The sequence below is a fragment of the Pseudomonas sp. B21-035 genome (genome assembly GCF_024748945.1).
Classification (GTDB): domain Bacteria; phylum Pseudomonadota; class Gammaproteobacteria; order Pseudomonadales; family Pseudomonadaceae; genus Aquipseudomonas.
Genome location: NZ_CP087179.1, coordinates 5,806,172 through 5,831,294, shown reverse-complemented (window position 1 = coordinate 5,831,294; position 25,123 = coordinate 5,806,172). Strand labels below are relative to the sequence as shown.

At 61.7% G+C, this 25,123-nt stretch carries 21 protein-coding genes and 1 pseudogene; 12 read left to right on the top strand and 10 right to left on the bottom strand.

The features are described from left to right. Nucleotides 1–29: 29 nt before the first annotated feature. The 4 genes and pseudogenes from LOY22_RS26765 to hcnC form a co-directional block, all read left to right on the top strand. Nucleotides 30–344: pseudogene (locus LOY22_RS26765) on the top strand (transposase); the annotation flags it as partial. 196 nt (nucleotides 345–540) lie between these two features. Continuing rightward, nucleotides 541–855, top strand: a complete 315-nt coding sequence (gene hcnA / locus LOY22_RS26760; protein WP_093377810.1) for a cyanide-forming glycine dehydrogenase subunit HcnA — start codon at nucleotides 541–543, stop codon at nucleotides 853–855. Then, nucleotides 852–2,246 (top strand): cyanide-forming glycine dehydrogenase subunit HcnB, encoded by a 1,395-nt coding sequence (gene hcnB, locus LOY22_RS26755; RefSeq protein ID WP_213602843.1) that lies wholly within the window; start codon nucleotides 852–854, stop codon nucleotides 2,244–2,246. Before hcnA ends, hcnB begins: the two co-directional genes overlap by 4 nt. A gap of 3 nt (nucleotides 2,247–2,249) precedes the next feature. Then, a complete protein-coding gene (gene hcnC, locus LOY22_RS26750; protein WP_093377819.1) occupies nucleotides 2,250–3,506 on the top strand; it encodes a cyanide-forming glycine dehydrogenase subunit HcnC in 1,257 nt (418 codons plus the stop codon). 62 nt (nucleotides 3,507–3,568) lie between these two features. On the opposite strand, the gene lpdA is transcribed toward hcnC, so the two are convergent. After that, complete coding sequence (lpdA, locus tag LOY22_RS26745; RefSeq protein WP_258595572.1) at nucleotides 3,569–4,969, bottom strand: dihydrolipoyl dehydrogenase; 1,401 nt, start codon at nucleotides 4,967–4,969, stop codon at nucleotides 3,569–3,571. Nucleotides 4,970–5,178: 209 nt separating this feature from the next. On the opposite strand from lpdA, the gene cfaB reads away from it, so the two are divergent. Next, nucleotides 5,179–6,363 carry a C17 cyclopropane fatty acid synthase CfaB gene (gene cfaB, locus LOY22_RS26740; protein WP_093377830.1) on the top strand — a complete coding sequence of 395 codons (1,185 nt, stop codon included), beginning with the start codon at nucleotides 5,179–5,181 and terminating at the stop codon, nucleotides 6,361–6,363. Nucleotides 6,364–6,369: 6 nt separating this feature from the next. On the opposite strand, the gene cls is transcribed toward cfaB, so the two are convergent. Then, nucleotides 6,370–7,809: a cardiolipin synthase gene (gene cls / locus LOY22_RS26735; protein WP_258595570.1), complete on the bottom strand. Its 1,440-nt coding sequence runs from the start codon at nucleotides 7,807–7,809 to the stop codon at nucleotides 6,370–6,372. 127 nt (nucleotides 7,810–7,936) lie between these two features. On the opposite strand from cls, the gene LOY22_RS26730 reads away from it, so the two are divergent. Next, complete coding sequence (locus LOY22_RS26730; RefSeq protein ID WP_258595568.1) at nucleotides 7,937–8,464, top strand: DUF3617 domain-containing protein; 528 nt, start codon at nucleotides 7,937–7,939, stop codon at nucleotides 8,462–8,464. A 6-nt stretch (nucleotides 8,465–8,470) separates the two neighbouring features. On the opposite strand, the gene folE2 is transcribed toward LOY22_RS26730, so the two are convergent. Beyond that, nucleotides 8,471–9,358, bottom strand: a complete 888-nt coding sequence (gene folE2 / locus LOY22_RS26725) for a GTP cyclohydrolase FolE2 (protein WP_213602850.1) — start codon at nucleotides 9,356–9,358, stop codon at nucleotides 8,471–8,473. 23 nt (nucleotides 9,359–9,381) lie between these two features. After that, nucleotides 9,382–9,768, bottom strand: a complete 387-nt coding sequence (locus LOY22_RS26720; RefSeq protein WP_045199449.1) for a hypothetical protein — start codon at nucleotides 9,766–9,768, stop codon at nucleotides 9,382–9,384. 119 nt (nucleotides 9,769–9,887) lie between these two features. Here LOY22_RS26720 and zigA point away from each other — a divergent pair, with 119 nt between their 5' ends. Genes zigA through LOY22_RS26705 form a run of 3 tightly spaced genes read left to right on the top strand, consistent with a single transcriptional unit; the run spans nucleotide 9,888 to nucleotide 12,718 of the window. Continuing rightward, the gene (zigA, locus tag LOY22_RS26715) at nucleotides 9,888–11,096 is read left to right on the top strand and encodes a zinc metallochaperone GTPase ZigA (protein ID WP_045199451.1); all 1,209 of its coding nucleotides are present in this window, start codon (nucleotides 9,888–9,890) and stop codon (nucleotides 11,094–11,096) included. Beyond that, nucleotides 11,096–11,704 (top strand): DUF1826 domain-containing protein, encoded by a 609-nt coding sequence (locus LOY22_RS26710; RefSeq protein WP_258595566.1) that lies wholly within the window; start codon nucleotides 11,096–11,098, stop codon nucleotides 11,702–11,704. The genes zigA and LOY22_RS26710 overlap by 1 nt, the downstream gene beginning before the upstream one ends. Nucleotides 11,705–11,746: 42 nt before the next feature. Beyond that, complete coding sequence (locus tag LOY22_RS26705; RefSeq protein WP_258595564.1) at nucleotides 11,747–12,718, top strand: GTP-binding protein; 972 nt, start codon at nucleotides 11,747–11,749, stop codon at nucleotides 12,716–12,718. Here LOY22_RS26705 and LOY22_RS26700 read toward each other — a convergent pair. After that, nucleotides 12,715–13,107 (bottom strand): DUF3301 domain-containing protein, encoded by a 393-nt coding sequence (locus LOY22_RS26700; RefSeq protein ID WP_045199457.1) that lies wholly within the window; start codon nucleotides 13,105–13,107, stop codon nucleotides 12,715–12,717. The genes LOY22_RS26705 and LOY22_RS26700 overlap by 4 nt on opposite strands. A 119-nt stretch (nucleotides 13,108–13,226) precedes the next feature. On the opposite strand from LOY22_RS26700, the gene pdxY reads away from it, so the two are divergent. After that, the gene (pdxY, locus tag LOY22_RS26695; RefSeq protein WP_195885338.1) at nucleotides 13,227–14,099 is read left to right on the top strand and encodes a pyridoxal kinase PdxY; all 873 of its coding nucleotides are present in this window, start codon (nucleotides 13,227–13,229) and stop codon (nucleotides 14,097–14,099) included. Between the two features lie 9 nt (nucleotides 14,100–14,108). On the opposite strand, the gene LOY22_RS26690 is transcribed toward pdxY, so the two are convergent. Beyond that, on the bottom strand, nucleotides 14,109–14,594 hold the full coding sequence (locus LOY22_RS26690; protein ID WP_045186257.1) for an acyl-CoA thioesterase: 486 nt from the start codon (nucleotides 14,592–14,594) through the stop codon (nucleotides 14,109–14,111). A gap of 325 nt (nucleotides 14,595–14,919) precedes the next feature. Here LOY22_RS26690 and LOY22_RS26685 point away from each other — a divergent pair, with 325 nt between their 5' ends. Next, nucleotides 14,920–16,680 (top strand): cation:proton antiporter, encoded by a 1,761-nt coding sequence (locus tag LOY22_RS26685; protein WP_258595560.1) that lies wholly within the window; start codon nucleotides 14,920–14,922, stop codon nucleotides 16,678–16,680. Nucleotides 16,681–16,814: 134 nt separating this feature from the next. On the opposite strand, the gene LOY22_RS26680 is transcribed toward LOY22_RS26685, so the two are convergent. The 3 genes from LOY22_RS26680 to uvrD form a co-directional block, all read right to left on the bottom strand. Then, nucleotides 16,815–17,222 carry an SMI1/KNR4 family protein gene (locus LOY22_RS26680; protein WP_258595553.1) on the bottom strand — a complete coding sequence of 136 codons (408 nt, stop codon included), beginning with the start codon at nucleotides 17,220–17,222 and terminating at the stop codon, nucleotides 16,815–16,817. Nucleotides 17,223–17,333: 111 nt separating this feature from the next. Further along, nucleotides 17,334–18,182 (bottom strand): Tim44 domain-containing protein, encoded by an 849-nt coding sequence (locus LOY22_RS26675; protein ID WP_045199463.1) that lies wholly within the window; start codon nucleotides 18,180–18,182, stop codon nucleotides 17,334–17,336. Nucleotides 18,183–18,377: 195 nt separating this feature from the next. Further along, nucleotides 18,378–20,561, bottom strand: a complete 2,184-nt coding sequence (gene uvrD, locus LOY22_RS26670; RefSeq protein ID WP_045199464.1) for a DNA helicase II — start codon at nucleotides 20,559–20,561, stop codon at nucleotides 18,378–18,380. Nucleotides 20,562–20,784: 223 nt separating this feature from the next. Between uvrD and LOY22_RS26665 the strand changes: the two genes are divergently transcribed. Next, complete coding sequence (locus LOY22_RS26665) at nucleotides 20,785–23,655, top strand: EAL domain-containing protein (RefSeq protein ID WP_093377881.1); 2,871 nt, start codon at nucleotides 20,785–20,787, stop codon at nucleotides 23,653–23,655. Here LOY22_RS26665 and zwf read toward each other — a convergent pair. Continuing rightward, the gene (zwf, locus tag LOY22_RS26660) at nucleotides 23,652–25,094 is read right to left on the bottom strand and encodes a glucose-6-phosphate dehydrogenase (RefSeq protein WP_045199468.1); all 1,443 of its coding nucleotides are present in this window, start codon (nucleotides 25,092–25,094) and stop codon (nucleotides 23,652–23,654) included. The genes LOY22_RS26665 and zwf overlap by 4 nt on opposite strands. Nucleotides 25,095–25,123: the final 29 nt, after the last annotated feature.

The window sequence follows — 25,123 nt, the reverse complement described above, 5'->3', positions numbered from 1 at the left end:
AAGTAAACCCGAGTGGCAGGAGGCCCCGAATGGTTAGGCGCTACGAACTCCCCAATGCGGCGTGGATATTGATCATGGATCTGGTTTCAACCACACAAAAGACCGGCCGGCCTCGTAATGACGACCGGCAGATGATCAACGGCATCTTCTGGATTCTTTGCTCTGGCGCAGCCTGGCGTGACTTGCCGGAACGCTTTGGCGCTTGGTCGACGGTGTATCAACGTTTTCGCGACTGGCGTGACGATGGCACCCTGGATCGTGTACTGGACCGGCTGCATGTTCGCCTCACCGAAGAGGGCCTGATCGACATGGACACCTGGACCCTCGATCCTGTCACTGTCAGGGAGCAACTGGTCAAATGTTGTGCCTGATGTACAGCTGTGCCACGAGTGTGGATGACAGCGTCCATGACGATTGCCTGAGCGCAGTACTGCCAGTTTGTCCGGCAATCGGACCCTTTAGCTGGCCTGGATCAATAGTCCTGACGCGCGCTTGGCTTAGTGTGCGCAGTCCATGTTTCTTTTTCACGGACGAAAAGCTATGCAGACTCTGGAGCGAAAGCTAGATATCCAGCCCCTGTCGCGGGCGGACATGACCATCGAACTCAACGGCCAGGCGGTGGCGGTCGCTGCCGGTGAAACCGTGCTCAGCGTGCTTAACGCCGTGGGCCTGCGCCAGGTGGCGCTTAACGATCACCAACAATTGACCGGCGCTTTCTGCGGCATGGGCGTGTGCCATTGCTGCCTGGTGTCGATCAACGGCCGGCCCAAGCGCCGCGCCTGCCAAACCGAGGTACAGCCGGGCATGCGGGTCGAAACCGGGACTAACCGTTTTGCCGGGCAGGAGGCACCATGAGCTTGCGTCCAGTTATTGTCGGTGGTGGTTCGGCAGGTATGGCAGCGGCGATCGAGCTGGCCAGGCACGGTGTCTCGAGCCTGTTGTTTGATGAAGCCTCACGCCCGGGTGGCGTGGTGTTTCGCGGACCGCTGCGCAGCGGCGTCGACCTGGGCTACCTGGGTGCCCGCTACAGTAAGGCGCTGAAAAAACTGCACAAGGACTTCGCCGCCTGCGCCGATCGCATCGACCTGCGCCTGAACAGCCGTGTGGTCGGTGGGGACGAGCAGCGCCTGATGGTACTCGATGGCGAAGAAACCCTGCACGAAATCGATTTTTCCCATCTGTTGCTGTCGGCCGGTTGCCACGAGCGCAACGTCCCGTTTGCCGGCTGGACCTTGCCGGGTGTGATGTTGCTCGGCGGGCTTCAGTTGCAGATCAAAAGCGGTGTGGTCAAACCCCTGGGCAGTACCGTGATCGCTGGCACCGGGCCGTTGTTGCCGTTGGTGGCCTGCCAGTTGCACGCGGCCGGGGCGAAGGTTGCCGGCGTCTATGAAGCCTGCCCGTTCAGCAAGATTGCCCGTGAAAGTCTGGCGCTGATGAACAAGCCGCAGCTGTTCCTCGATGGCCTGAGCATGCTTGGCTACATGAAGCTCAACGGCATCCCCATGTACTACGGCTGGGGGATTGTCGAAGCCAAGGGTGAGGGTGAGCTGGCTGAAGTGACCGTGGCGCCCTACGGTGACGATTGGCAGCCGGACCTTTCCCGCGCCCAGCGCGAGCCGGCGCAAACCCTGGCGGTGGGCTACGGTTTTATCCCGCGCACCCAGCTCAGCCAGCAACTGGGCCTGGACCATGGCTTCAACGAAGACGGCTACCTGCGTCCAGAAAGCAACGTCTGGCAGCAAAGCAGCCAGCCGCACATCCACCTGGCCGGTGACATGGGCGGCATCCGTGGTGGTGAGGCGGCAATGCTCACCGGGCGCATCGCGGCTGTTTCGATCCTGCTGCAGCAGGAGGTACTCAACGCAGAAGAGGCGATCGAACTGCGCGAGAAATACCTCGGCCAGCTGGCAGCGATCAAACGCTTTCGCGCCGGGGTAGAGCGCTACACCCACCGCGGCACCAAGCAGATCGAGCTGCCGCAGGCGGACACGGTGATCTGTCGTTGCGAGCATGTCACCCGCAGCGACATCGATCGCGCCCTGGAGCAGGGCGTCGAGGACATGGCCGGGTTGAAGATGCGCACCCGGGTGAGCATGGGCGACTGCCAGGGGCGCATGTGCGTCGGCTATTGCAGCGATCGCCTGCGCGAAGCGACCGGACGCGCCGATGTCGGCTGGCTGCGGCCGCGTTTCCCGATCGACCCGATTCCATTCTCTGCATTCCAGCAACTCGGCACGGAAGCCTGAAGCATGAACAGAACCTATGATGTGGTCATCGCCGGTGGCGGTGTGATCGGTGCGTCCTGCGCCTACCAGCTGTCCAAACGCAAGAACCTGAAGATCGCCCTGATCGATGCCAAGCGCCCGGGCAATGCCACCCGCGCGTCTGCCGGCGGCCTGTGGGCCATTGGTGAGTCCGTGGGCCTGGGCTGCGGGGTAATCTTCTTTCGCATGATGTCGGCCAAGCACAAGCGTGAAGCCCATGGCGCGGCAGTGGCGGTGGATTCGAGCACGCCGCACATCCTGCCGCAGTCGTTCTTCGACTTTGCCTTGCAGTCCAACGCACTTTATCCACAGCTGCACCGCGAGCTGATCGAGCGCCACGGCATGGACTTCAAGTTCGAGCGCACGGGCCTCAAGTACGTGATTTACGACGATGAAGACCGCCTCTACGCCGAGCACATCGTTGCGCAGATCCCGCACCTGGCCGACCAGGTGCGCTGGCTCGACCGCGATGCCCTGCGCCAGGCCGAACCTGCGGTGAGCCATGAGGCCCATGGTGCCCTGGAGTTTCTCTGCGATCACCAGGTCAGCCCGTTCCGCCTGGCTGATTCCTATATGGAGGCGGCGCGCCAGAACGGTGTCGACCTGTTCCACAACACCAACATTACGGGTGTGCTGCATCAGGGTTCGCGGGTCAGCGGCGTGCAAACCGCCGAAGAGGGCACCTTTCACTGCGATACCCTGATCAACGCCGCCGGCGCCTGGGCCGCAGACTTGAGCGAGTGGGCCACGGGCCTGCGGATTCCGGTCAAGCCGGTCAAAGGCCAGATCATCCTCACCGAGCGCATGCCCAAGCTGCTGCAAGGCTGCCTGACCACCAGCGACTGCTACATGGCGCAGAAGGACAACGGTGAGATCCTGATCGGCAGCACCACCGAAGACAAAGGCTTCGACGTCAGCAACACCTTCCCGGAGATCAACGGCCTGGTTCAGGGCGCGGTGCGCTGCGTGCCGGAGCTGGCGCAGATCAACCTCAAGCGCACCTGGGCCGGCTTGCGCCCGGGCTCGCCGGACGAGCTGCCGATCCTGGGGCCGGTCAGCGAAGTCAGTGGCTACGTGAATGCCTGTGGACACTTTCGCACCGGCATCCTTACCTCGGCCATCACTGGCGTGCTGATCGACAAGGTCGTGAACCAGGAAACCCTGCCGCTGGATATCACCCCGTTCCTGGCCTCGCGTTTTGACCTGCTGGCTGTGGAAAACCAACAGGCTGCCCTGGCCTGATTGTGGATAAGCCGGCCTTCAGCCTTGAAGGCCGGCTTCATCCGTTCGACCGGACTGACTGATCAGACCTGCATCGCCTTGCCGTCGACGTTCATCGCCGCCTGGCGCAGGGCTTCGGAGCGCGTCGGGTGCGGGTGGCAGGTGAGGGCGATGTCTTCAGCCGAGGCGCTGAACTCCATGGCCACGCAATACTCACCGATCATCTCGCTGACGCTTGGGCCAACCAGGTGCACGCCCAATACTTCATCGGTACGGGCATCTGCGAGGACCTTGGCGAAGCCTTCGGTCTCGTGGTTGATCTTGGCCCGGCTGTTGGCGCTGAAGGGGAACTTGCCGACCTTGTACTCGCGGCCTTCGGCCTTGAGCTGCTCTTCGGTCTTGCCGACGCTGGCCAGTTCCGGACGGGTGTAGATGACCGCCGGAATCAGGTTGTAGTTGACCTCGTGGGCCTTGCCGGCAATCTGTTCGATGCAGGAGATAGCCTCGTCCTCGGCCTTGTGCGCGAGCATCGCCCCGGAGGTGACATCGCCAATTACCCACACCCCCGGGACGCTGGTGCGGTGGTGCTGGTTGGCGAGCATGCCGCGCTTGTCGGTTTCCAGGCCGACGCTTTCCAGGCCAAGGCCCTGGGTATAGGGGCGCCGGCCGATGGCAACCAGTACGTAGTCGGCCTCGAGGGTTTCGGCGCTGCCGCCTGCGGCAGGCTCCAGGCTCAGGTTCACCCCTTGCGCTGAAGCGCTGGCCTGGGTGACCTTGCTGCCGAGCTTGAACTTCATGCCTTGCTTGGCCAGGGCGCGTTGCAGGGTTTTTGCCGCTTCTTCATCAGTACCGGGGCAGATGCGATCGAGGTACTCGACCACGGTCACCTGGCTGCCCAGCCGGCGCCACACCGAACCCAGCTCCAGGCCGATGACCCCGGCGCCGATTACCACCAGGTGCTTGGGCACTTCACTCAGGGCCAGGGCGCCGGTGGAGTCGATGATGCGCTGGTTGTCGATGGTCACGCCAGGCAGCGGCGTCGGTTCGGAGCCAGTGGCAATGACGATGTCCTTGGCCTCCAGCTCAGTTACCGCGCCCTGGTCGTCGGTCACCTTGACCCGGCCAACACCATCGAGCTTGCCCCAGCCCTTGATCCAGTCGACCTTGTTCTTGCGGAACAGGAACTCGATACCCTTGGTCAGGCCGCTGACGCTCTCATCCTTCTGCTTCATCATCTGCGCAAGGTTGAGGGTCGGTTTGACCTCGATGCCGAGGTTGGCGAACTCGCTGCCAACCGCCGCCTCATACAACTCGGAGGCATGTAGCAGGGCCTTGGACGGCATGCAGCCGACGTTAAGGCAAGTGCCGCCGAGGGTCGAACGACCTTCCACGCACGCCACGCTCAAGCCCAGTTGACCGGCACGAATAGCCGCGTTGTACCCACCAGGCCCGCCGCCAATGATTACTACATCATAGGTTTTCATTGTTGTACTCCAGGATGAAGAATCGACAATGGCGCCAAGACTAATCTGCAAATCGCTCGATTGTATACAATAAATCGTAGGTTCCAGCCCCCGGCGCAAGGTCTGCAACGGGCTAGATAGGCTCAGACTATGGTCGGCATAAGCTGAAAGTTCCGGCAGATGAACTACCCTTTTGGGCAGACGTCCGATTAAAAAAGGAGGCTCATTTCATGCTTGCGCAACTTCCACCTGTTCTGCAAAGCCTGCGACTGCCACTGCGACTCAAACTTTGGGATGGCAATGCGTTCGATCTGGGGCCCAAGCCGCAGGTGACCATCCTGGTCAAGGACCCGCAGCTGATTACTCAGTTGACCCATCCAAGCCTGGATGAGTTGGGGGCAGCGTTCGTCGAAGGCAAGCTGGAACTGGAGGGCTCCATCAGTGAGGTGATCCGCGTCTGTGACGAACTTAGCGTGGCTTTGCTCAAGGATGAAGAAGACGATCAGCCGGTGCGCACCGAGCATGACAAGGCTACCGATGCGGCAGCAATTTCCTACCACTACGACCTGTCCAACGCCTTCTACCAGCTGTGGCTGGACAGCGACATGGCCTACTCCTGCGCCTATTTCAAATCGCCCACCAACACCCTGGAGCAAGCCCAGCAGAACAAGTTCGAGCACTTGTGCCGCAAGCTGCGCTTGAAGAAGGGCGACTACCTGCTGGATGTCGGTTGTGGTTGGGGCGGGCTGGCGCGCTACGCAGCCAGGGAGTTCGGTGCCAAGGTGTTCGGCATCACTCTGAGCAAAGAGCAGCTCAAACTCGGCCGTGAGCGGGTCAAGGCCGATGGCCTGGAAGGGCAGGTTGAGCTGCAGATACTCGATTATCGCGACCTGCCCCAGGACGGTCGCTTCGACAAGGTGGTGAGTGTCGGCATGTTTGAACACGTGGGTCATGCCAACCTGGCGCTGTATTGTCAGCGCTTGTTTGGCGCCGTGCGCGAAGGTGGCCTGGTGATGAACCATGGCATCACCGCCAGGCACACCGACGGGCGACCGGTCGGGCGCGGCGCGGGCAGCTTCATCGAGCGCTACGTGTTCCCCCATGGCGAGCTGCCGCACCTGTCGATGATCAGTGCACGCATCAGTGAAGCGGGGCTGGAGATTGTCGACGTCGAAAGCCTGCGCCTGCATTACGCGCGCACCCTCGAGCACTGGAGCAACCGCCTCGAAGCACAGCTGGACAAGGCTGGCGCGCTGGTGCCAGAGAAAGCCCTGCGCATCTGGCGCCTGTACCTGGCTGGTTGCTCCTATGCCTTTGCCAGGGGCTGGATCAATTTGCACCAGATCCTTGCGGTCAAACCCTTTGCCGATGGCAGCCACGATTTGCCGCTGACCCGCGAAGACTTCTACCGTTAAAGCACCTTACAGAATCGGCGAAATCAGCCGGGCGATACGCATCCCCAGCTGCTGCAGGCGATGTGTATCGCGGCTGTCTTCGGCGGTGATTTCCCGGGATTGGTCGAAGTCATGGCTGAGCATCGCTTCGACCTGATCGGCAAATGCGCGGTCTACGGTCAGCAACATGATCTCGAAGTTGAGGCGAAACGATCGGTTGTCGAGGTTGGCGCTGCCGATGGCGCTGATCTCGTTGTCGATCAGCACCACCTTCTGATGCAGGAATCCAGGTTCGAAACGAAACATCCGCACCCCGGCGCGCACCGCCTCAAAGGCGAACAGGCTGGAGGCGGCGTAGACGATACGGTGGTCTGCACGCGAAGGAATCAGGATGCGCACATCTACCCCGCGCAACACTGCAAGGCGCAGGGCTGCGAACACCGCTTCGTCAGGGATGAAGTAGGGGCTGGTGATCCACAGGCGTTCGCGCGCCGAGTGGATGGCTTCGACGAAGAATAGCGAGCAAGTTTCTTGCGGATCGGCCGGCCCGCTGGCCAATACCTGGCAGAGCACGCCATCTTCCGGGTAGGTGTCCGGCAGGATCAAGGGCGGCAGTTGGCGCGACGCCCAGAACCAGTCCTCGGCGAACGATTCCTGCAGGCAGGCCAGCACTGGCCCGCTGACCTGGACGTGAGTATCACGCCAAGGGGAGAGCTTGGGATTGCCACCCAGGTACTCATCGCCAACGTTGTGGCCACCCAGAAAACCCTGCAGGCCATCGACCACGACGATTTTGCGGTGGTTGCGAAAGTTGACCTGGAAGCGGTTGAACCAGCCGCGGCGAGTGGCGAAAGCGCGGATATTGACGCCGCCTGCACGCAGTTTATGGCTGTAGGCAGAGGGTAGGGCATGGCTGCCGACGCTGTCGTAGAGCACGTAGACCTTGACGCCTTCGGTGGCCTTTTTCAGCAGCAGGGCCTGTAGCTGCCGCCCCAGTTTATCGTCGTGAATAATGAAAAACTGCACCAGCACCGTGTCGCGTGCGCCGGCAATGGCGTGAAAGATAGCGTCGAAAGTAGCCTTGCCGTCGATCAGCAAACGCACCTGATTGTTGGCCAGGCACGGCATGCGTCCCAGCTTGGGCATCGCCCGCAGCGCGCCATAGGATTCTGAATTGCGGGCTGCCAAGGCCTCTTCGACCCAGGGTCGCCAGTTGAGATCGGCCATGGCCACGTGCATTTCACGGTTGGCCTGGCGCCGGGCCTGGATGTAGGCGTCGAAGGTACGGCTGCCAAACACCAGGTAGGGAATAAGGGTGAAGTAGGGAATGAACAGCAGCGATAAGGCCCAGGCAATTGCCCCCTGGGCGGTGCGTACGGTGAACACCGCGTGCAAGGCGGCGATTGCCCCGAGCAAGTGAATCACGCCAATGAGGTAACCGAAGAAGTACGGGCTGTGGTAATCCATACGCATCCTGCTGTCCGAAGGCTCTACCCCTAACAGAGCATGTTCATGGCAGCACTTGCAACCGAAAGCACAAATTGACGTCTAAGCTGTGTTCCAGCTTGGGGCTGGAGTTTCGAGGAGTCACTACATGAAAAATCGTCTGCCGCTGCTGGCACTGATGTTCGGTCTGGCAAGCCCGTTGGTGCATGCGCAGATGTTGCAACCTGGCCTTTGGGAGCTGACCACCAGCAACATGCAGGTTGATGGCAAGCCGCTTCCAGACATGGGCTTCATGCTCGGTCAGTTGAAGAACCTGCCGCCGGAGCAACGGGCGATGATCGAAGGTGGCCTGGCCAAGCAAGGGATCAGCGTCGCCGGTCAAGGTGTGCGCTCTTGCCTGACGCCGGAGCAGGTAAAAACCAATGACATCCCGCTGCAGGATCCCAAGTCTGGCTGTACCCAGAAGATCACCGAGCGCACCGGCAATGTCTGGAAGTTCACCTTCAGCTGCCCGAAAGCCCAAGGCAATGGGGAAGCCACGTTCGTCAGCGATCGTGAGTTCACAACCCAGGTCAACGGTACCTTCAACGCGTCCGGTGTGCAGCAGCAGGGCAGTATGAACACCCGGGCAGTGTGGCTCGGTAATGACTGCGGTATGGTTAAACCGCGTAGCTGAAGCGCCTCACCATCGCCATTGGCTGTGAGCGACTGCGTCGTGGGCATGCAAGCTTTCGGCATGCTCCACACGCAGGTTGAAGCCGCTGAGCCACGGCAGGGTTTTCAGCGCCACATTCAAGCGCCGGGCGGCATCTTCACAGAACATTAAATTCTGCCCGTTGGCCAAGGCAAAGGCTTGTTCATCGGCGCGCTTTACCGCAGTTTGAACAGCGGTGCCCAAGGCGCTCTCGGCCTGGTTGATCAGCGTTTCTATCGGCAGTTCGTTAACCCCTGGGCGCAGACGAACCTGCAGCTTTGCCGCACTGCGTTGGCTATGGGGCGTGGCCACAATACCCTCGGCACTACCCAGCCAACTCAAGACCGCTTCATGGCTCAAGCTGCGATTGCCAAAATCGCTGATGAATTGCTGTTGAATCAGCTGCCGAGCCAAGGCGGCTGAGCAGGGGCAGGTGGAGGAATACGCCACATCGACAAATAGTTCCACGTGGAACACTCCGTCTTTTATCTGCGCATCCAGAGTAACCGGATAGGCTTTCCATCCTGCCAAGGGGCTGATTAGCGCAGGGCGTTTGAGCATCAGTTCGAATCGCAGGGTCAGGAACGCACTGGCGGAAAGGCCTATGTGGCTGTCGAGAAAACCCAGCAGAACTTCATTGATCAGCGCCGGACTCAAGGGTTGATGCTCCAGGGCTTCCAGCGCCAGGTACAAGCGTGACATGTGAATGCCCCGGGAGGCGCCATCATCAAGGCTGACGCCCGCGTCGGCTGTTGCTGGCAATATCTGCCCATCGATCTGCAGCGGCAGGGCAATGCCACACATGCCGACCCAATCCAATGGCAATTGGGAAGTGGTGGCTTGGGCAGCGATATCAGGAAGGGTGAAAACGCTCATCAGGGGTTCACTTTTCAAGAAGGCTATTGGCAGCCGCTCAGACGATTGCAGCGCAGATTGAAACGCTGCCCGCTGGAACTGGAGACCTTGTTCAAGGTGGTCCAGCCCACACGCTGGCTGTATCCGACCCAGGTTTCGCCGTTGCTCGCCACGCCTGTGAAGAAGGTCAGCTGGCCGTAGCGGCTATTGGTTTGTGCCCACAGTCGGCGGCCCTCCATTTCGAAGCCGCGCAGGTAGGTGGTGCTGCCCTGGGTTTGCACGCTGTAGTAATTGCCCTGGGCATCGCTGCAGGCAAGCAAGGTTGCACTGCGGGTACAAAGTGCCAGGCCGTTGCTGAGGGGCGCGCCGTTTGCAACGGCGGATTCGCACAGCAGCAATGCAGCGAAGGCAAAAAGGCAACGTGATTTCATCTTCCAGGTCGGCCTTTGGTCATGTTCTGAGCGAAGTGGGTTGGCGAGATTGTATTGTTATAATATAACATTGCGCAATGCATCGTTCGAATGCACTCGCCCCGATGAGGATAGCCCCCATGCCCAACCGTCTTCCCGTCACTGTGCTTTCCGGCTTTCTGGGTGCCGGCAAAAGTACTCTGCTCAATCACGTGCTGAAAAACCGCGACAACCTGCGGGTCGCGGTGATCGTCAACGACATGAGCGAAATCAACATCGATGCCAGCGAGGTGCAGCGCAACGTCAGTCTCAACCGCGCCGAAGAAAAGCTGGTGGAGATGAGCAACGGCTGCATCTGCTGCACCCTGCGCGAAGACCTGCTTGAAGAGGTCGCACGCCTGGCCCGCGAGGGGCGTTTTGATTATCTGTTGATCGAGTCCACCGGCATCTCCGAGCCGTTGCCGGTCGCCGAAACCTTTACCTTTCGTGACGAGCAAGGCCGCAGCCTGGCCGATCAGGCGCGCCTGGACACCATGGTCACGGTGGTCGATGGCTTGAACTTCCTGCGTGATTATCAGGCGGCCGAGAGCCTGGCCAGCCGCGGCGAAACCCTTGGTGACGAAGACGAGCGCTCGATCAGTGACCTCTTGATTGAGCAGGTGGAGTTCGCTGACGTGATTCTGTTGAGCAAGATCGATCTGATCAGCAGCGCCGAGCGCGAAGAGCTCAGCGCGATCTTGCACAGCCTTAACGCCCAGGCGCAGATCGTGCCGATGGTCATGGGTCAGGTAGAGCTGCAGCAGATCCTCAACACCGGTCTGTTCGACTTCGACCGCGCCGCCCAGGCGCCTGGCTGGCTGCAGGAACTGCGCGGCGAACACGTGCCGGAAACCGAGGAATACGGAATTGCCGCGACCACCTGGCAAGCGCGCCGGCCGCTGCATCCACAGCGCTTTTACGATTTTATCCACAGGCCCTGGGACAACGGCCGGTTGCTGCGCTCCAAGGGCTTCTTCTGGCTCGCCAGCAAGCACCAGGATGCCGGCAGTTGGTCGCAGGCCGGCGGCATGATGCGCCACGGTTTTGCCGGGCGCTGGTGGCGCTTCGTACCCCGTGAGCAGTGGCCGCAGGATGAACAGAGCAGCGCGCAGATCTTCAAGAATTGGACTGCAGAGTGTGGTGATTGCCGCCAGGAGCTGGTATTCATCGGTCAGAATATCGACTTCGCCCGGCTCGATGCCGAGCTCTCGAGCTGCCTGCTCGACGATGCAGAAATGGCCGCAGGCGTGAACAGTTGGCGGCAACTGCCCGACCCGTTCGGCCCGTGGTTTGACGAGGACGCGGCGTGATGCGCCAGGCCTTCGGCGAAACGCCTCAAGTGCTCACCGAGGCGTTGCAGGATGGCGTCAATCTCGCGGTATGGCAGCGCCGCTTGCCGGTGCAGATCGAAGACTTTGCCCGCTTGCTGCTGTCGCTGAACCAGCCACTGGGTGAAAGCCGGGTCATCGAGCTGGATGAGCAACAACAGTTGCCGGACCTCAGTGGCTTGCTGGGCGGGTATGCCGACCTGGAAGGCCATGTGGCGTTTGTTACCGACGTTGCCTGGCTGGTGGCTGCCTACGCCTGCTTGCTCGACGCCCGACGAGTCGGCTTGCGCCTGCAGGCGCTGGGCAACGCCATGTGCCCGCGGTTTCATGTCGATCACGTCCCTCTGCGTTTGCTGAGCACCTACGCCGGGCCGGGCAGTGAATGGCTGGGAGAAGGTGCAATCGACCGTACGCAACTGGCTCGGGAGCAACCGCATGCCGAGGCAATCCGCCAATTGGCCGAGGGTGAGGTGGCCTTGCTCAAGGGCGAGAAATGGCTTGGTAATCAGGGATGCGGGCTGGTCCATCGTTCGCCGGCCTTGGCCAATGGTGAGCGGCGTTTGATCCTCAGCCTTGACTGGATGGCCTGATATAACGGCATAGTGACGAAAATTTCAGGCACTCTCCGTCCCATGCTGCAGAACATTCCTACCCACGTGATTGCCGGCCCGCTCGGCGCCGGCAAGACCAGCCTGATTCGCCAGTTGCTGGCGCAGCGGCCCGCCGATGAGCGCTGGGCGGTGCTGATCAACGAGTTCGGCCAGATCGGCCTGGACGCAGCGCTGCTGGCAACCGATGACGATGGGATTGCCCTGGGAGAGGTGGCCGGCGGTTGCTTGTGCTGCGTCAACGGCATGCCATTCCAGGTCGGCCTGGGTCGCCTGTTGCGCAAGGCCAAGCCGCATAGGCTGTTTATCGAACCATCCGGGTTGGGCCATCCGTTGCAGTTGTTGCAGCAACTGCGCTTACCGCCCTGGCAGGGGGTGCTGGCGGTACAACCGGCGGTACTGGTGCTCGATGCCGAGCAGCTGGCTGCGGGTGTTGCCTTGCCGCAAGCTCAGCACTCGACCCTGGCCAGCGCCGGGCTGCTGGTGCTGAACAAATCCGCTGGTCTGGACGAACTACAGCGCTTGTGGATAACTTCCCGGCTGGCGGATGCTCGCCTGTACTGGACCGATTTCGGCCATCTGCCGTTGTCCGAAGTGCCGATGGCAAGTGCTCCGCCAAGCCATTCCCTGGCTGTGGATAAACTGGCATCAGCCAGTGTTTCCGCAGTCATAGGCAGCCTGTGGACAAATCCGCAGGAGCCAATTTGCAGCATCCAGGAGGAGGCGGAGGGCTGGAGCATTGGTTGGCGCTGGCACCCGGCTCAGGTGTTTGATCGTGCCCGCATCGAGCAATTTCTGCGGGAGTTGGACTGGCGCCGGGCCAAGGCAGTTATCCACAGCTTGGACGGCTGGCAAGCGCTCAATGCCCTGGCTGGACAGCCGTCCTTGCTGTGGAGCCGCAGCGAATGGCGGCGTGACTCGCGGCTGGAGCTGATTTTCGCCGAGCCGCAAGCTCCTGAAGCGCTAAAACAGGCCATGCTGGCCTGCCGCGTCTAGTTACGCCAGCGGTTGTGGTCCTGACGCCACTGGTTCATCTCGACCACGTTATCGTGGTGTGGCGGCGTCTTGATCTCGAACGGGTAGGGCGCCAGTTCGATCTGCATGGTATGGGCGCCGAACTGGGTGACGGTACCGGGGTGGCGCTGTTCGCCGGTCACGGTGAATTCGAAGTTGTACACCCGGGCCAGGCGTTTGCGGCCGTTGGCATCGCGAACAAAGCCGATGCGCTTGAGCGCGACATTGCCATCGAGCAGCTCCAGGTCGAGCTTGGCGCAGTGCTGCTTGACCCGCTCCAGAGCCTTTTCACGCAAGCCGTGGTTATGCCACAACCAAGCGCCTGCCGTGGCCAGCAGCATCAGCACGAAGAGATTTCCCAGGGTCAACATTTACATATGCTCCAACGAGGTATGCCCAGCTTAACTGCCTCCCCGGTCTGTCGTACAGGTGGCATTTAGCGCCATACTGCGCGCCTTGTTTTTCATTCCTACGCTTTCGGAAGACCTGCATGAAACGTACACCGCATCTGCTCGCCATCCAGTCCCACGTGGTTTTCGGCCATGCCGGCAACAGCGCCGCAGTGTTTCCCATGCAGCGGGTCGGGGTGAAGGTCTGGCCGCTCAATACCGTGCAGTTCTCCAACCATACTCAGTATGGCCAGTGGACCGGAGAAGTGCTTGCTCCAGCGCAAATACCTGCACTGGTAGAAGGGATTGCGACGATCGGTGAGCTGGGCAACTGCGATGCGGTGTTGTCCGGCTACCTGGGCAGTGCCGAGCAGGGGCGGGCGATCCTCAGCGGCGTGGCCCGGATCAAGGCGGCCAACCCGCGCGCCTTGTACCTCTGCGACCCGGTGATGGGCCATCCCGAGAAGGGCTGTATCGTTCCGGCCGAGGTCAGCGAGTTTCTGCTCGAAGAAGCGCTGGCCCGTGCTGATGTGCTGTGCCCGAACCAGCTGGAACTGGACAGCTTCTGCGGGCGCCGTGCCGAGTCGTTGCAAGACTGTGTCGACATGGCCCGCAGCCTGCTGGAGCGCGGCCCGAAAGCGGTGCTGGTCAAGCACCTGGCGTACCCGGGGCGTGGCGCGGAAGATTTCGAGATGCTGCTGGTGACCGGCGAAGGGAGCTGGCACATCCGCCGCCCGCTGCTGGCATTCGCCCGCCAGCCGGTAGGCGTTGGTGACCTGACATCAGGCTTGTTCCTGGCGCGCTTGCTGCTCGGCGATGACTGGCTAGCGGCGTTTGAATTCACCGCCGCCGCGGTGCACGAAGTGCTGCTGGAAACCCAGGCCTGTGCCAGCTACGAGCTGGAACTGGTGCGGGCGCAAGATCGCATCGTGCACCCGCGGCTGCGCTTTGCGGCGCAGCCTCTGGCCTTTTAACGGGCGGTCTTAAAGGGCGTCGCCCTTGAGCTCCTGGTAACGCTTCTCCAGCTCCTGACGTATCAGCCGGCGCTGTTTACCCTGGAGGAAACGGCGCTTCTCTTCGCTGCTTTCAGGCTGGCGCGGCGGCACCGCAACCGGCTTGCGGTCGTCGTCGACGGCGACCATGGTGAAGAAGCAGCTGTTGCTGTGGCGCACCGAACGCTCGCGAATATTCTCAGTGACCACCTTGATGCCGACTTCCATCGAGGTGTTGCCGGTGTAGTTGACCGAAGCGAGGAAGGTCACCAGCTCGCCGACATGCACCGGCTCGCGAAAGACCACCTGGTCGACCGACAGGGTCACCACATAACGACCGGCGTAGCGGCTGGCGCAGGCATAGGCCACTTCGTCGAGGTATTTGAGCAGCGTGCCGCCGTGGACGTTGCCAGAAAAGTTGGCCATGTCCGGGGTCATCAGGACGGTCATCGACAGCTGGGCGTTTCCAGGTTCCATAGTGTGCTCACGGTAAGGTTGCGCTGAGGCGGGGTGGCGATTGCTGTTCACGCTTCTTTCCCCCAATACGATTCCCATCTAAGTAGACGGGACGCTGACAGCGGCCTTGCCGTCACGCTATTTGTGCCATTTGCGGCGATGCTTTGGTCGATCTGTTTCTTCATATTGCACCGGCTTTTCGCGACAAGCGGCGGTGTTAACCTGAAGAAGCCCATGCAAGGTGGGCATTCCTACATTTAAAACGCTATGTACCCGCAACTCAATCAGACAATTCATCGGGTGAGTTGCGGCTTGTCTCTGGATACCAGGTAAGGAGTCCCACGCCGTGCATGCCATCAGCTTTATCCAGGATTTGGCAGTGATCATGCTGGTTGCCGGGGTGGTCACTATCCTCTTCCACCGTTTCAAACAGCCGGTAGTGCTTGGCTACATTGTTGCCGGCTTCATCATCGGCCCGCACACCCCGCCGTTCGGCCTGATTCACGACGAAGAGACGATCAAGACCCTGGCCGAGCTCGGCGTGATCTTCCTGATGTTCTGCCTGGGCCTGGAGTTCAGCCTGCGCAAGTTGTTCAAGGTCGGGGCCACGGCGTTTATCGCCGCGTTCCTGGAAATCGTGCTGATGATCTGGATCGGCTTCGAGATCGGCCGCTGGTTCGGCTGGAACACCATGGACTCACTGTTCCTCGGCGCCATCCTGGCGATTTCCTCGACCACCATCATCGTCAAGGCGCTCAACGACCTGAAGATGAAGAACGAGCGTTTTGCCCAACTGATCTTCGGCGTGCTGATCGTCGAAGACATCCTTGGCATCGGCATCATCGCCTTGCTCTCGGGTATTGCCGTGAGTGGCACGGTGAGCTCGGGCGAGGTGTTTTCCACGGTCGGCAAGCTGTCGCTGTTCATGATCGTTGCCTTGGTCATCGGCATTTTGCTGGTGCCGCGCCTGTTGGCTTACGTGGCCCGCTTCGAAAGCAACGAGATGCTGCTGATTACCGTCCTGGGCTTGTGTTTCGGTTTTTGCCTGTTGGTGGTCAAGCTTGAATACAGCATGGTCCTGGGCGCCTTTCTGATTGGCGCGATCATGGCCGAGTCGCGCCAGTTGCTGAAGATCGAGCGCCTGATCGAACCGGTACGCGACCTGTTCAGCGCCATCTTCTTTGTCGCCATCGGCTTGATGATCGATCCGTCGATCCTGGTCGAGTATGCCTGGCCGATCGTGGTCATCACCATTGCCGTGGTGCTGGGCAAGATGCTGTCCTGCGGCATGGGCGCCTTTATCGCCGGCAACGACGGACGTACCTCTCTGCGGGTCGGGATGGGGCTTTCACAAATTGGCGAGTTCTCGTTCATCATCGCCGCACTGGGCATGACCCTGCAGGTCACCAGCGACTTCCTGTACCCGGTGGCGGTAGCCGTTTCGGCCATCACCACGCTGCTTACCCCGTATCTGATTCGCGCCGCCGACCCGCTGTCGCTGAAGCTCGCCAAGGTCGTGCCGGGGCGCCTGTCGCGGGTGCTGTCGCTGTACGGCGAATGGCTGCGCAGCATCCAGCCCCATGGCCAAGGGGCATTGCTGGCGTCGATGATCCGACGGATTCTGCTGCAGGTGGGGGTGAACCTGGCGTTGGTGGTGGCGATCTTCTTCAGCGGTGGTTATTTCGCCGCGCGCATCGGTGACTACCTGAGCGAATGGGTCAGCGATGTCGGCCAGCAGAAGGCCTTGATCTGGGGCGTGGCGCTGATGCTGTCGCTGCCTTTCCTGATCGCTGCGTACCGCAAGCTCAAGGCGCTGTCGATGCTGCTGGCGGAGATGGGGGTCAAGCCGGAGATGGCCGGGCGCCACACCCAGCGGGTTCGACGGGTGATTGCCGAGGTAATTCCGTTGCTGTCGCTGTTGGTGATCTTTTTGCTGCTGTCGGCGCTGTCGGCCAGCATTCTGCCCACCAGCGAGCTGCTGTTGCTGATCGTGGTAGTCGCGGCAGTGGTGGTGGCGGTGCTGTGGCGCTGGTTCATCCGTGTGCATACACGCATGCAGATCGCCTTGCTGGAGACCCTGGAAAACAACCAGGAAAACCACCACTAAGAGGCGCTTCCTGCGCGGGGCGGTTCGAATGTCCGAGGGGATGGAGCGGTAGCGAAGCGCCACGCGCGGGAAGGCGTGGCGATTCTACGAGCATTAATAGCCAAGAGCCATTATTTTATGCGGGTCTTTCTCATTCAGCTTTCCAGCCAGACATCCCGCGCCCAGTGCCAGACCGATTCCCAGCTGTCCTCGGTAACGATCTCTTCTTCGCCGGACCACAGCACCACGGTGCCGTCCTCTTCGACGCAGTAAAAGTCGTCGCCGTCCTGGCAGATCGGGATCAGGTCGCGCGGCACGCCGGCATCCCAGGCATTGGCTGCCACGTCCGGCAAGTAGGTATGCGACTGCGGGTCGGTGACGGTGACCGGCTCCAGGCTGCCGTAGACCACGTCGCTGACCGTCAGCAGGAATTCCTTGAAGACGAACGGAATGTTGATGAACAACTCTTCTTCGATTTCGACCAGTTGGTCTTCGTCCGGCAACTCCAGCGGCACCGGTACCGGTTCATTGGCTTCTCGGAGCTGTTCGATGACTTCTTCCACGGTTCTATCCTCTAACCTTTACGACACGCTGCGCGTTATACCCTAGTAGCCTGCTGCGCTAAAAGCAAAACCCCGGGACAAGCCCGGGGTTTTTTGTGCAATGCCTCAAGATCAGCCGTTCTGACGGATCCCGGCAACCAGCCAAGGCTGGTTCTCGCCCGGCGCGCGTTCCATGTTCCAGCTTTCGCTGAACGGTTCGCCCTGGTCGAAGCGCGAAGTCTTCGATACACCGCTGAAGGTCAGGGTGGCGATGGTCTTGTCGGCGCGGTCGTCGACACCTTCAAGCTGCACATTTAGGTCGTCGATGTAAGTGGACTGGAAGGCATCACCCAGGTCAGCACGCTCCTGCTTGAGGAACTGCAGCATCTGCGGGGTGACGAACTCGGCGATCTTGTCCATTTCGTTGGCGTCCCAGTGCTGCTGCAGCGACTGGAAGTGGTTGCGGGCAGCCGCCAGGAAGCTCTGCTCGTTGAACCAGGCCGGGGCGTTGATTACCGGACGGGCGGCGGCAGGTGCAGCCGAACCACCGAAGATCGACGGCTGCGCAGGCTGGTGCGCTTCACGCTGGAAAGGCGCGTGGCCGGCGGCGGCCATTTGTGGCTGCTGCTTGCGGCGACGGGCGGCGATAAAGCGGAACGCCAGGAAGGCAATCAGCGCCATGATCAGGATGTCGAAGATCTGCATGCCCTGGAAGCCGTCGCCCATGAACATGGAGGCCAGCAGGCCGCCGGCGGCGAGGCCGGCCAGCGGGCCGAGCCAGCGCGAAGCACCGCTGGCGGCGGCAGGTGCGCGACCTGGCGCGGTTGGCGAGGCAGCCGGGGTAGCTGGGGCTGCCTGGCGGGTCTGGTGGGTCGGCGCGGCGCCCGAGCTCTTGCCGCCGCCGAAGCGTTTGGCGTTGGCGTCGAGACTCATCGTCAGGCCGATGCACAGCGCCAAAGCGATGCTAAGAAAACGTTGCATAGAAGGGTATTCCCGTTTTGTGGATTGCACGCGCGTCATGGTGCACAGGTTGTAGGACACATGACCAGCGCCATAATGTTTCCAGCTTTTGCCTGAATGATCTGAATACGCTGTAGGAGCGGGCTTGCCCCGCGATTGCGGCGTGCAAGTCACATTGCATCGCGGGGCAAGCCCGCTCCTACAGGATTTTCTGCTTTACAGCGCTTCGAGCTTGGCGTAACCGAGCATCAGCCACTTGCTGCCTTCGGCAAAGTTGACCTGGACCCGGGCCTGGGCGCCGGAGCCTTCGAAGTTGAGGATCACACCTTCGCCAAATACCGCATGCTGCACCCGCTGGCCAAGGTTGAAGGCGGTCTGCGGGATGTTGGCGTTGGCGAACAGGCTGCTCGAGTTCTGCTGCTGACCGGAGCCGAACGGGCGGCTGACGCTGTTGGACAAGCGCACTTCCTGCACCAGGCCGGCCGGAATTTCGCGTACGAAGCGCGAGACCTTGTTGTAGGTCTCGCTGCCGTACAGCCTGCGGGTTTCGGCGTAGGTCATCACCAGCTGCTGCATGGCGCGGGTGATGCCGACATAGGCCAGGCGGCGTTCTTCTTCAAGACGGCCGGGCTCTTCCAGGCTCATCTTGTGTGGGAACAAGCCTTCTTCCATGCCGACCAGGAAGACGTGAGGGAATTCCAGGCCCTTGGCACTGTGCAGGGTCATCAGCTGGATGCTGTCTTCGTGCTCGTCGGCCTGGGCGTCGCCGGCTTCCAGCGAGGCATGGCCGAGGAAGGCCGCCAGTGGCGACAATTCGGCGTCTTCTTCGCTGTTTTCGAAGTTGCGCGCGGCGCTGACCAGTTCCTCAAGGTTTTCCACCCGGGCCTGGCCTTTTTCGCCTTTCTCTTCCTGGTGATAGACGATCAGCCCGGACTGCTCGATAACCGTCTGGGTCATCAGGTGCAGGGGCATCTCCAGGACTTTGGCGGCAAGGTTCTCGATCATTTCCATGAACGCGCCCAAGGCACTGGCGGCACGGCCTTTGAGCGCCTTGTTGGCGATCAGCAGGCTCATCGACTCCCACATCGAAACCTGGGCGTGGCGCGCGTGCTCGCGAATCGCTTCGACGGTTTTCTCGCCGATACCGCGCGGCGGCACGTTGATCACCCGCTCAAGGGCGGCATCGTTGCCGCGGCCTTCGAGCAGGCGCAGGTAGGCCATGGCGTTCTTGATCTCGGCGCGTTCGAAGAAGCGCTGGCCGCCATAGATGCGATAAGGAATGCGTTCGCGCAGCAGTGCTTCTTCAAGCACCCGTGACTGGGCGTTGGAGCGATAGAGGATGGCGATGTCGCTGCGTGCCAGGCCGGTCTTGAGTGCGCTTTCGATGCTCTCGACCACGTAGCGGGCTTCGTCGTGTTCGTTGAAGGCAGCGTACAGGCTCAGCGGTTCGCCATCGCCGCCATCGGTCCACAGCTCTTTGCCCAGGCGCCCGCTGTTGTTGGCGATCAGGGCGTTGGCCGCCTTGAGGATGCCGGCGGTGGAACGGTAGTTCTGCTCCAGGCGGATCAGCTCGGCGTCAGGGAAGTCGGCGGTGTACTGGTGGATGTTCTCGATCTTGGCACCGCGCCAGCCGTAAATCGACTGGTCGTCATCGCCGACCACCATCAGGCTGTCGCCGCCCTTGGCCAGCAGCCGCAGCCAGGCGTACTGCACGGCGTTGGTATCCTGGAATTCGTCGACCAGCACATGGCGGAAGCGCCGCTGGTAGTGCTCGAGCAGGCCGGGGTGGTCGCGCCACAGGTCCAGGGCGCGCAGCAGCAGCTCGGAGAAGTCGATGACGCCGGCGCGCTGGCAGGCTGCCTCGTAGGCTTCATAAATGCTGCGCATGGTGCCCAGGAACAGGTCGCCGCTGGCTTGGATATGTTGCGGGCGCAGGCCTTCGTCTTTCTGGCCGTTGATGAACCACTGTGCCTGGCGCGCCGGCCAGCGCTGTTCATCCAGGCCCAGCTCGCGGATTACGCGTTTGACCAGACGCTGCTGGTCGTCGCTGTCGAGGATCTGGAAGTTCTGGTTCAGCCCTGCCTCTTGCCAGTGCGCGCGCAACAGGCGGTGCGCCAGGCCGTGGAAGGTGCCGACCCACATGCCGGCCGGGTTGATGCCCATCAGCTGTTCGATACGCTGGCGCATCTCGGCAGCGGCCTTGTTGGTGAAGGTCACCGACAGGATCGAGTGCGGCGAGGCCTGCACCACCTGGATCAACCAGGCGATGCGGTGCACCAGCACACGGGTCTTGCCGGAGCCGGCACCGGCCAGGACCAACTGACGACCGACCGGCGCAGCTACAGCCTGGCGTTGGGCGTCGTTGAGAGAGTTCAACAGGAGAGAGAGATCATCGCGCATCCGGCCATTTTAGGGGCGCAGGCGACCCTTGGGCAAATATACAGTAGAAAAACTTGGCGCTGACGACCGGCCGGTCACCGGCTGCAGCCCAAGGCCTGCGTGCTTGAGCACCTGCCGTCGGGAAATGCGATGAAATAATTATGATCCAGAGCAGTTTGGCCCAGGGGCTTGCTTGTGTATGCTCCGTGCACGTTTAAGGCTAACCATTACAAGAACACCGCCTATGACACTCGGTTCCGACTCCCTGAGCGCCCCAGCCCAAGCGCGCCGGAGTATTCGCAAACACTTCGCACCGCAACTGGCTGTCGAGCGCACCCGCCTGCTGTATCAAGGCTCGTTGCTGCCGACCCTGTTCATGCTGCTCAACGGCCTTGTCTGTGCCTGGCTGCTATGGAACCCGGCGCGTTACCTGCTGGTCAGCGTCTGGGTGGTCTGGCTGATGGCGCTGGTGGCGTTGCGGGTGATCCAGGTGGCCGCTTTCGATGCTGCCATGCCCGATCGGCAAGCCCAGCCGACCTGGTGGCGGATGTTTTTGCTCGGTTCGGCCTTCAGCGGCCTGACCCTGGCCAGCGCGGCGATTGCCCTGGTGCCGGTGGACAACTTCGTCCAGCAGGCCTGGGTGTTTGGCCTGCTGGGGGCGGCGACGCTATCGGCCAGCGTTGCCTATGCCGTCAGCCTGCCGGCGTTTCTCAGTTTTACCTTGCCCTGCCTGCTGCCGCCGATTGCTTTCCTGTTCTGGAGTGGCGACGAACAGCAGCGCGGCTGGGGCTGGCTTGGGCTGATTCTGTTGATTGCGCTGTCGGTGGTGGCCTGGCAGGTCAACCGGCTGATCGAACGCGGATTGCTGCGACGCTTTCAGAATCAGGAGCTGATCGAACACCTGCAAGCGGCGCAAAGCCGCAGCGAGAGCCTCAACCAGGCATTGGCCGAGGAGGTCGAACAGCGCCGGTTGATCGAGGAACAGCTGCGTGAGGCGCAGGTTGGGCTGGAGTCGCGGGTGGCCCAGCGCAGCCAGGAACTCGATGTCGCCAACCAGGCCCTGAGCAAAAGCGAGCAGCGCCTGGCCCTGGCGCTAGAGGCCAGCGAGCTGGGGCTTTGGGACTGGAACCTGGACACCGACGAGATCCACCACACGCAATTGCGCGAGCTGTTTGGCCTGGAGCCTGAACAAGTCCAGGAAATGCTCGCGCACCTCAAGCCACGTTTGCATCCCGATGACGTGCCGCTGCTCAAGCGTACCCTGGTCGAACACCTCAAGGGCCGCAGCGAGGACTACCGCATCGACTACCGGGTGCGTCACCGCCAGGGCCATTGGTGCTGGATTGAGGACCGTGGCCGGGCGGTGGAACGTGATGCCAGCGGGCGGGTGCTGCGCATGCTCGGCACCCGCCGGGAAATCAGCGCGCAAAAAGCCCAGGAGGAACAGCAGCGTCTGGCCGCCACGGTGTTTGAAGCCGCCAGTGAAGGCATTGTGATTCTTGACCCTGACTATGTACTGCTGGCCGTCAATCAGGCCTTCTGCCGGGTTACCGGCTACAGCCGCGAAGAACTATTGCAAGGGCGGTTGCTGGAGCTGGCGTGCAGCCTTGATGCTCGTCGGCATTCACAGGCTATCGAACTGGCCCTGGAGCAACAGGGCAGCTGGCAAGGCGAACTGGTCGAGGCGCGCAAGAACGGTGAGCTTTATCCTCAGTGGCTGCAGCTTAACGGTGTACGTGATGCCCGCGGCAACCTGACCAGCATCGTCGGCTTCTTTACCGACCTGTCGGCGCGCCGTGAGTCTGAAGAGCGCCTGCGCTACCTGGCCCACTATGATGAACTGACGGGCCTGGCCAACCGCGCCTTGTTCCGCCTGCGCCTGCACGAGGCCGGCGAGCGCCTGCGTCAGAGCGGTCGCGGCCTGGCCCTGCTGCACATCGACCTGGACCGCTTCAAGCTGCTCAACGACAGCCTTGGCCATGAAGTTGCCGACCATTTGCTCAAGCAGATGGCCCAGCGCATCAGTAATGCCATGCCCGAGGCCGACACCGTGGCGCGGCTTTCCGGCGACGAGTTTGCCGTGCTGTTCGATGCCTACAGCAACCTGTCGAGCTTGGTGCGAGTGGCTAGCCGCCTGCTCGACAAGCTACGCGTGCCCCTGCGGGTCGATGGTCACGAGCTGGTGATCAGCGCTTCGGTGGGCATTAGCCTGCTGGCCGACACCTCGCGGGATGTCACGGTGCTGGTCAGCCAGGCCAATACCGCCATGCAGCACGCCAAGCACCTGGGTGGCGACAACTTCCAGTTCTACACCGAGAGCCTGCAGGCCAGCACCCTGCAGCGCCTGCAGCTGGAAAACCACCTGCGCAAGGCCATCGAAGAGCGGCAACTGCAGGTCTACTACCAACCCAAGCTGTGCCTGGCCACTGGCCGCCTGCATGCGGCCGAGGCGCTGGTGCGCTGGCAGCATCCGCAGTGGGGCATGGTGCCGCCGTCGGACTTCATCGGCCTGGCCGAAGAAACCGGGCTGATTGCGCCGATGGGCGAATTCGTCCTGCGCCAGGCCTGCTGGCAGGCTTGCGAGTGGCAGCGCATGGGCCTTGCGCCGATTCGCGTGTCGGTGAACCTGTCGGTATATCAGTTGCGCCAGGGCAAGCTGGTCAGCCTGGTGCGCCAGGTTTTGGAAGAAAGCGGCCTGGCCCCGCACTTGCTGGAACTGGAACTGACCGAGAGCCAGTTGCTCGACAGCGTCGAGCACATCATCGCCACCTTCCGCCAATTGCATGAGCTGGGGGTGAAGCTTGCGATCGACGACTTTGGCACCGGCTATTCATCGCTCAGCTACCTCAAGCGTTTCCCGGTGGACTACGTGAAGATCGATCAGGCCTTTATCCGGGGCCTGCGCGAGGGCAGCGAGGACGCGGCGATCACCCGGGCAATCATCGCCATGGCCCAGAGCCTGGACCTGCAGGTGGTTGCCGAGGGCGTCGAGACCGCTGAACAGCTGGACTTCCTGCGCAAGCAAGGCTGCAACGAAGTGCAGGGCTACCTGATCAGCCGGCCGGTGCCGGCGCAGGAACTGGCCGGTTTACTGGCCAGCCGCTACAGCTTTTAAAGGTGCCAGGCGCGGCCCTGGTGGGCCAGCAGGCTGTGGGCCTGGTCCGGGCCGTTACTACCGGCGTGGTAGGGGCGCGGGGCCTGGAAGTGTTCCTGCCAGCCGTTAAGGATCGGGTCGATCCAGGCCCAGGCCGCCTCGACCTCGTCACGGCGCATGAACAGCGTCGAGTCGCCTTCGAGCACATCCAGCAATAGCCGCTCATAGGCGTCCCAGCGACGGGTCTGACCGAATACCTGGGCCAGGTTGAGGTTCAGTTCCACCGGCTCCAGGCGCATGCCCTTGCCGGGTGTCTTGGTCATCATCTGCAGGCTGATGCGCTCGTCGGGTTGTAGCTGGATCAGCAGCTGGTTGGCCTGATCGCCGTCGAACAGGCGGTGGGGCACCGGCTTGAACTGGATGACGATCTGCGACGAGCGCTTGGCCAGGCGTTTGCCGGTGCGCAAGTAGAAGGGCACGCCGGCCCAGCGCCAGTTGTTGATGTGGGCTTCTACGGCGACAAAGGTCTCGGTATCGCTGTCGTTGTCGACATCTTTTTCGAAGTAGTAAGCCGGTACTTCCTGGCCGCCGATCTTGCCGGCGCTGTACTGGCCGCGCACGGTCTTGTCCTGCACGTCCTGGCCGGTGATCGGTTGCAGGGCCTTGAGGATCTTCACCTTCTCGTCGCGAACCGCTTCAGCCTCGAATTGTGCCGGCGGCTCCATGGCCACCAGGCACAGCAGCTGCAGCAGGTGGTTCTGCAGCATGTCGCGGGTGGCGCCGGCGCGGTCGTAGTAGGCGCCACGGTTTTCGACGCCGAGGGTTTCACAGACGCTGATCTGCACATGATCGACCTGGTTGTTGCGCCACACCGGCTCGAGCAGGGCATTGGCAAAGCGCAGGGCCATGAGGTTCTGCACCGTTTCCTTGCCCAGGTAGTGATCGATACGAAACACCTGCGACTCGGCGAACACCGCGCCGAAGGCCTCGTTGATCGCCGTGGCCGACTCCAGCGAGTGGCCGATGGGTTTTTCCAGGACGATGCGCGCATCGTGATCGGCAAGCCCGGCGATTTTCAGGTGGTTGGCAATCGGCACGAACAGGTTCGGTGCGGTGGCCAGGTAGTAGATCCGGGTCAGGCCGCCGGCTTCACCAAGAAAGCGCGCCAGGCGGACGAAATCGGCGCTTTGCGAGGCGTCCATGGGGAAGTAGTCCAGGCGCGCCGAGAACCGCGCCCAGACATCCTCGTCGAAGTCGGCACGGGCAATCTGTGCCCGGCAACGGCGTTCGGCGAGTTTGAGGAATTGATTACGTGGCAGATTGCTGCGGGCCAGGGCGATGATGCGCACGGCGGGGTGCAGGCGAGCCTCGCGATACAGGTGGTAGAGCGCCGGAAGCAGTTTATGCAGGGCCAGGTCACCGGTGCCGCCGAACACCATGATGTCGCAAGGGATAGTCAATACCACCACTCTCCTAGTTCGTTTAGCTG

What these genes read in the sequence shown, in the direction of transcription:
- LOY22_RS26705 (WP_258595564.1), top strand. Translation starts at nt 11,747, where the DNA reads ATGCTGCAGAACATTCCTACCCACGTGATTGCCGGCCCGCTCGGCGCC.
- LOY22_RS26675 (WP_045199463.1), bottom strand. Translation starts at nt 18,182, where the DNA reads ATGCAACGTTTTCTTAGCATCGCTTTGGCGCTGTGCATCGGCCTGACG.
- LOY22_RS26730 (WP_258595568.1), top strand. Translation starts at nt 7,937, where the DNA reads ATGAAAAATCGTCTGCCGCTGCTGGCACTGATGTTCGGTCTGGCAAGC.
- LOY22_RS26720 (WP_045199449.1), bottom strand. Translation starts at nt 9,768, where the DNA reads ATGAAATCACGTTGCCTTTTTGCCTTCGCTGCATTGCTGCTGTGCGAA.
- LOY22_RS26710 (WP_258595566.1), top strand. Translation starts at nt 11,096, where the DNA reads ATGCGCCAGGCCTTCGGCGAAACGCCTCAAGTGCTCACCGAGGCGTTG.
- hcnA (WP_093377810.1), top strand. Translation starts at nt 541, where the DNA reads ATGCAGACTCTGGAGCGAAAGCTAGATATCCAGCCCCTGTCGCGGGCG.
- LOY22_RS26700 (WP_045199457.1), bottom strand. Translation starts at nt 13,107, where the DNA reads ATGTTGACCCTGGGAAATCTCTTCGTGCTGATGCTGCTGGCCACGGCA.
- folE2 (WP_213602850.1), bottom strand. Translation starts at nt 9,358, where the DNA reads ATGAGCGTTTTCACCCTTCCTGATATCGCTGCCCAAGCCACCACTTCC.
- LOY22_RS26665 (WP_093377881.1), top strand. Translation starts at nt 20,785, where the DNA reads ATGACACTCGGTTCCGACTCCCTGAGCGCCCCAGCCCAAGCGCGCCGG.
- hcnB (WP_213602843.1), top strand. Translation starts at nt 852, where the DNA reads ATGAGCTTGCGTCCAGTTATTGTCGGTGGTGGTTCGGCAGGTATGGCA.
- cls (WP_258595570.1), bottom strand. Translation starts at nt 7,809, where the DNA reads ATGGATTACCACAGCCCGTACTTCTTCGGTTACCTCATTGGCGTGATT.
- pdxY (WP_195885338.1), top strand. Translation starts at nt 13,227, where the DNA reads ATGAAACGTACACCGCATCTGCTCGCCATCCAGTCCCACGTGGTTTTC.
- hcnC (WP_093377819.1), top strand. Translation starts at nt 2,250, where the DNA reads ATGAACAGAACCTATGATGTGGTCATCGCCGGTGGCGGTGTGATCGGT.
- cfaB (WP_093377830.1), top strand. Translation starts at nt 5,179, where the DNA reads ATGCTTGCGCAACTTCCACCTGTTCTGCAAAGCCTGCGACTGCCACTG.
- uvrD (WP_045199464.1), bottom strand. Translation starts at nt 20,561, where the DNA reads ATGCGCGATGATCTCTCTCTCCTGTTGAACTCTCTCAACGACGCCCAA.
- zigA (WP_045199451.1), top strand. Translation starts at nt 9,888, where the DNA reads ATGCCCAACCGTCTTCCCGTCACTGTGCTTTCCGGCTTTCTGGGTGCC.
- LOY22_RS26690 (WP_045186257.1), bottom strand. Translation starts at nt 14,594, where the DNA reads ATGGAACCTGGAAACGCCCAGCTGTCGATGACCGTCCTGATGACCCCG.
- lpdA (WP_258595572.1), bottom strand. Translation starts at nt 4,969, where the DNA reads ATGAAAACCTATGATGTAGTAATCATTGGCGGCGGGCCTGGTGGGTAC.